The 5,991-nt window shown below is 70.2% G+C and carries 4 protein-coding genes; 1 reads left to right on the forward strand and 3 read right to left on the reverse strand.

Translation table 11 applies throughout. The features are described 5' to 3' along the window. The 3 genes from ACLZN2_RS50595 to ACLZN2_RS50605 form a co-directional block, all read right to left on the reverse strand. On the reverse strand, positions 1 to 562 hold a 562-nt coding region (locus ACLZN2_RS50595), incomplete at its 3' end, for a carbohydrate ABC transporter permease (RefSeq protein WP_416987011.1). 1 nt (position 563) lies between these two features. Beyond that, the gene (locus tag ACLZN2_RS50600; protein ID WP_416987013.1) at positions 564 to 1,814 is read right to left on the reverse strand and encodes a sugar ABC transporter substrate-binding protein; all 1,251 of its coding nucleotides are present in this window, start codon (positions 1,812 to 1,814) and stop codon (positions 564 to 566) included. A 165-nt stretch (positions 1,815 to 1,979) separates the two neighbouring features. After that, complete coding sequence (locus tag ACLZN2_RS50605) at positions 1,980 to 2,993, reverse strand: LacI family DNA-binding transcriptional regulator (RefSeq protein ID WP_416987014.1); 1,014 nt, start codon at positions 2,991 to 2,993, stop codon at positions 1,980 to 1,982. A 429-nt stretch (positions 2,994 to 3,422) separates the two neighbouring features. Here ACLZN2_RS50605 and ACLZN2_RS50610 point away from each other — a divergent pair. After that, on the forward strand, positions 3,423 to 5,991 hold a 2,569-nt coding region (locus ACLZN2_RS50610), incomplete at its 3' end, for a LamG-like jellyroll fold domain-containing protein (RefSeq protein ID WP_416987015.1).

A 5,991-nucleotide genomic window follows, 5' to 3' on the forward strand; every position in this document is an offset into this window, starting at 1 on the left:
TCGCCGGGATGGACTGCAGGCCGCTGTGGAGCACGACCAGGTTGAACGGGACGCCGATCCAGATGTTCGCGATGATCACCGAGGCCAGCGACCACGACGGCGAGGTCAGCCAGTTCACCGGCCCGACGCCGAGGAGGTGCAGGGCGGCGTTGACGACGCCCGATTCGCTGTTGAGCATCCACGACCAGGTGGAGGCCGACACGATCAGCGGCAGCAGCCACGGTACGAGGAACAGGGCGCGCAGGGTCGCGGAGAGCCGGAAGTGCTGGTTGAAGAAGACCGCGAGGGCGAGGCCGATGGCGTACTGGAAGACCAGGCACACGGCCGTGAACACCGCGGTGTGCAGGAGGGCCGGGGCGAAGGTGGGGTCGTCGAAGACCTCGCGGTAGTTCGCCAGGCCCGTGAACGGGGCGTCGCCCCGCACGAAGGAGCGGACGGTGTAGTGGCGCAGGCTCAGATCGAGGTTGCGGTAGAGCGGATAGGCGTAGAAGAGGGCCAGGTAGAGGACCACCGGGGCGAGGAAGCCCCAGGCGGCCCACTGTGTGCGTTTCATCGACGTCATGTCACTTGGCCGCGGCCTGCGCCGAACCGAGCGCGTCCTTCGGCGACGCGGAGCCGCTGAGCGCGGACTGGACGGCCTTCCACAGCTGCTCGGAGATCTTGGGGTACTTGGTGCCCAGGTCGTCACTGGTACGGCCCTTGGCCGCCTTGACCGCGTCGACCCATGGCTTCAGCTCGGGGTTCGCGGCGACCTGCTTGTCCTGGACCTCGCTGGTGGGGGCCACGTAGGACAGCGTGGTGTCGGTCTCGAGGAGGTTGTCGGTGCTGGTCAGGCAGGTGGCCAGCTTCTGGGTGGTGGTGTAGCGGCCGGTGTCCTCCTGGACCGGGAGGGTGACGAACTCGCCGCCGGTCGGGGCCGCCGCGTTGCCCCCGCTCGCGGCGGGGACGGGCAGGACGCCGTACTCGAAGCCGGCCTTCGCCGCGTTGCCCAGCTGCCAGGTGCCGTTCTCCGCGAACGCGTAGTCGCCGGTGGCGAACTCCTGCCAGCTGGTCGTCTGGGTGTTGTTGAGCACGGAGTTGGGTGCGTAGCCGGCCTTCAGCCAGTCCTTCCACAGGGACAGCGCGGACACCGCCTGCGCGGAGTCCAGCTCGGTGAGCTTCGCGCCCGACCCCCAGAACCACGGCAGGAACTGGAAGCTGCCCTCCTCGGTGCCGATCGCCGAGAAGGTGATGCCCTTCTTGCCCGCCTTCTTGACCTTCTCCAGCGCCGCCGTCAGCGACTTCCAGTCCGTGACCGAGGCGACGTCCACCCCGGCCTCCTTCAGCACCGCCTTGTTGTAGTACAGGGCGAGCGTGTTCGCGCCGATCGGCGTGCCGTAGGTCTTGCCGCCCGACTGGCCGGCCGCGAGCAGGTTGGGATCCACCGACGAGGTGTCCAGCTTGTTCTCCTCGGTCGTGGTGAGCACACCCGCCTCGGCCAGCGTCGACACCACCGGGTTGTCGACGATCAGGACGTCCGGGGAGTTGCCCTGCTGCGCCGCCAGCAGCGTCTTGTTGGCCAGGTCGCTGGTGTCGAAACCGGTCCGCTTGATCTTCACACCGGCCTCGGTGCCGCACTTGTCCAGCAGCTTCGTCCACGCCGAGGCCTTGTCGAACTGCGGGTACGGGTCCCAGACGGTGTACGTGCCGCTGCCGGCGCCCTCGGTGTCGGTGCTGCCGCCCGAGCCGGAGGAGCAGGCGGTGGCGGCGACGGCCACGGCGAGGGCGGTCAGGGCCGCGGCGGTCAGACGGCGCTGTCTGGAAGAGCTGTTCATGGAGGGTTCCTTTGATTTCGGGCATGCCGGTGCCGATGGCACGGATGGTGAGAGAGCGCGGGCACGCCGAACGGCGCTGTCGGGCGGTTCGAGCGTCCGGTGATGCGAGGGGGTGAGGAATGCGGGTGCGGGGTGCGAAGGTGCGGGTGCGGGTGCGGGGTGCGGTCAGGGAGTCGTGTTGGGCCCGGTGCTGGCCCGCAGGGAGATCGGCGGCGCGAGGAGATGGTGCCGGGGCGGTGCGTCGGGATGGTCGATCCGCTCCACCAGCAGGTCGACGGCACGCCGGCCCATCTCCTCCGCCGGCACGTCGGCCGCGGTGAGCTGCGGGGTCACCGTCTCGGCCCACCGGCCGGCCACGACCCCGGTGACGGAGAAGTCGCGCGGCACATGGCGGCCCGCCCGGGCGAGCCCCCGGTAGAGGCCGCCGAGAGCGGCCTCGTTCAGCGTGACCAGGGCCGTGGTGGCCGGGTCGTCGTGCAGGATCCGCTCCAGGCAGGCCTGGCCCGAGGCGGCGTCGTCCCCGCAGCAGTACGTCCGCACCGTCAGCCCGCGCTCGGCCGCGGCCTTGGTGAAGCCGTCCAGGCCGCGGTGCGCGGACTCGTACCCGGCGCGCAGCAACTGCTCGGGCCGGTTGACGAAGGCGACCCTGCGGTGGCCGAGGTCGGCCAGGTGATGGACGCACGCCGCCGCGAGCGCGGTGTGGTCCAGGCCGACCCACCAGCCGCCCTCCGGGTGGGCGGTGCGGCCGATGGCGACCGAGGGGAAGTCCAGTTCCGCCAGGTGGTCGACCCGGTCGTCCTGGAGCCTGATCTCCATCAGGATCGCGCCGTCGACGCGCCGCTCCCCCAGCAGCCGCTGGAAGGAGCGGTCGCTGTCCGCGCCGCTCGGGGAGAGCAGTACGTCGTAGTCGTGGGCCGCGGCGGCCTCCACCACACTGCCGATGAAGTCCAGCTGCATCCCGGTGTAGTGGTTCCCGGCCGGCGGGAAGACCAGGCCGATCGTGCTGGTCCGGCCGTTGGCCAGGGCCCGCGCGCTCGCGTTGGGCCGGTAGCCCAACTCGTCGATGACCTGCTGGATCTTCCGGCGGGTGTCGTCCGAGACCGGGCGTTTGCCGCTCAGCGCGTACGACACGGTGCTGCGCGAGACACCGGCCCGCCGGGCGATCTCACCGATGTTCACGGGGACTCCTTGCTCCGTACGGTCGAACAGGTTCGCCTGCGACCGGTCGTCGAACCGGTTCGCGTGAAGTGAAGTTAGGAACTGCCCGAACGCCTGTCAACACCCCTGACGACACTTTTGCACCACGCCGCGACTCGGGGAATTCGTCGTGTCCGGGGGATTGCTGGCCGGGTTTCCCGGTGCTAGCTTCCCCGAACCGGTTCGATGAAGTGATCCTTCCGATGACCGCGGCCCGTGCCGAGCCGCCCTCCCCCGCAGGCACGGGCCCCTCCCCCGGTCGACAGGCCGAGTCTCCCACCCCCGCGGCGCACGAAGTCGAACCGGTTCGACGCACACAGCCCCATCGACACAGCCCCATCGACACACAGCCCCCTCGACGCAGACAGCCCCAAGGATTCACGCAGACCCCAAGGATTGAGGACGCGATCCATGCCATCCGCTGACAGAACCGCCCGGCGCCGGGCCCCGGCCGTCGTGGCGGCGGCCCTCGGCGCGGGCCTGCTGGCCGCGCCGGCCTCCCCCGCGCAGGCGGCCGAGGTGCCCCCGCCCGTCGCGCACTACACCTTCGACCAGGACGACCCGGCCGCCGGCACGATCAGCGACAGTTCCGGCAACGGCCTGACGGCGACCCTGGTGAACGGCTCCACCGCCCAGTCCGTCGCGGGCACCGACGGCGGCAGGGCGCTGGCCCTGCCCGGTGGGGCGCCGACCTCCGACGGCGCGTACGTCCGCCTGCCCCGTGAGGTGCTCGGCACCACGAACGACCTGACGGTCTCCGCCCGTGTGAAGTGGAGCGGCGACACCTCGCCCTGGCAGCGCGTCTTCGACCTGGGCAGCAACACCACCAAGTACCTCTTCACCACCCCGTACAGCGGCAACGGGGTGCTGCGCACCGCCGTGACCACCGGCGGAGGAGGCGCGGAGGCACAGGTCTCCGGGTACACGCCGCTCCCCGCCGACCAGTGGCGGACGGTCACCGTCACCCTCGACACCGCCGCCGGCCGGCTCACGACCTACCTCGACGGCGTCGCCGTCTCCTCCGCCGCGACGACCGTCAAGGCCAGGGAGTTGCTGGACTCCTCGGCCACGGCCGCCGGCTACATCGGCAAGTCCTTCTGGCCGGACCCGCTCCTCAAGGGCGCCATCGACGACTTCACCGTGTGGCACTCGGCGCTCAGCGCCGAGCAGGTGGCCGGTACCGTCACGGACATGCCGACCCTGCAGCAGCTCTCGCGGACCTCCTTCGAGGTCCGTACGACGATCGGGACGGCCCCGTCCCTCCCCGCGGCGGTCCGCTCCGCCTTCTCCGACGGCTACGACCGCGACACACCGATCGTCTGGGACGCCGTACCGGCCGAGAAGTACGCCCGGCCGGGAACCTTCACGGTGGCGGGCACGGCGGCCGGGCGGGAGGTGCTGGCGACCGTCACCGTGGTCCGCGAGGGGCAGCTGACCGTCGACCTCGGCTCGGACACCGGCGCGTTCCACGGCGGCGCCTCCGGCACCCTGTACGGCGTGTACGGTCCGGACGTCCCCACCGACAACCTCATCGAGGGCATGGGCCTGCGCACGGTCTCCACCAAGGCGCAGGACGGCCCGCAGCACCCCGGTGCCGACGCGCTGGAGGTGGTGAAGCCGCTGGCCGACGCCACCGACGGTGATGTGTACATCTACATGACGGACATCCACCGCGGCTTCCCCTACGAGTGGCCGGGCGACACCCCCGCCGAGAAGCTCGCGCTCTACAAGGAGAAGATCGCCGAGCAGGTCGACCAGGTCCTGAAGCTGCCGGAGCGGTACCAGGACAACATCGTCTTCGTGCCGTTCAACGAGCCCGAGGGCAACATGTTCGGCACCGGCGCGTGGAGCTACAACAAGGTCAGCTGGCTGAGCGACCCGGACGACTTCTTCGCCGCCTGGGACGACGCCTACAAGCTCATCAAGGACAGGATGCCCGGCGCCCGCATCGCCGGACCCAACACGAGCGTCCTGTTCGACCAGGTGAAGGGCTTCCTCTCGCACAGCCTGGCCGCCGGCACCCTCCCCGATGTCATCACCTGGCACGAGCTGAGCCACCCGGAGGCGGTCCGCACCAACATCGCCAAGTACCGGGCGTGGGAGAGGGAACTGTTCGCGGGCACCGCCCACGAGGGCACCCGACTGCCCATCAACATCAACGAGTACGCCTTCAACTACCACACCTCCGTCCCCGGCCAGATGATCCAGTGGGTGTCGGCGATCGAGGAGTCGAAGGTGGACGCCGACATCGCGTACTGGAACATCGACGGCAACCTCTCCGACTCCGCGGTGCAGTCCAATCGCGGCAACGGCCAGTGGTGGCTGCTGAACTCCTACGCCTCGATGAGCGGCCACACGGTGAAGGTGAGCCCGCCGTTCCCCGGCCAGAACTACACCATGCAGGGCGTGGCCACCCTGGACGAGGGGAGGAAGCAGGCCCGGGTGATCTTCGGTGGTTCCACCGGCAAGGGTTACGTCTCCTTCGCGAACGTCCCGAAGGAGGTTCTCGGGGACCGGGTGCACGCCTGGGTGCGCGAGATCGAGTGGAGCGGGCAGGTGGGCGACTCCGCCGGCCCGAAGCTGCTGGCGGAGTCGGACCTGACGGTCGGGGACGACGGCACGGTGGTCCTGGACTTCGGCGACGGCGGACTGCCGCCGCTGAAGGAGTCCTCGGCCTACGAGATCGTCCTCAGCCCGGCCGGGAAGGCGAAGGGCACGCAGGCCCCGCCCGTGCGCTGGCAGGGCTCGTACGAGGCGGAGGACGCCGCCCACACCGGGTCCGGCTACACGAGGAACGGCCCCGAGGGCTCGCCGCGCGACGTGTCGAAGTTCTACACCTCCGGCACCTACAACGTCGGCGGTCTGCGCACCGGCTCAAACGTCACGCTCGACTTCACCGTGGACGTGCCCGAGGACGGCACCTACGACCTGAGCGTGTTCGCCAACTCCCTCAACACCTTCGACAAGGTGAAGGACCAGG

The organism is Streptomyces sp. T028 (assembly GCF_048159505.1).
Classification (GTDB): Bacteria; Actinomycetota; Actinomycetes; order Streptomycetales; family Streptomycetaceae; genus Streptomyces.

Coding starts and splice junctions, on each gene's coding strand:
- ACLZN2_RS50600 (WP_416987013.1), bottom strand. CDS start 1,814: ATGAACAGCTCTTCCAGACAGCGCCGTCTGACCGCCGCGGCCCTGACC.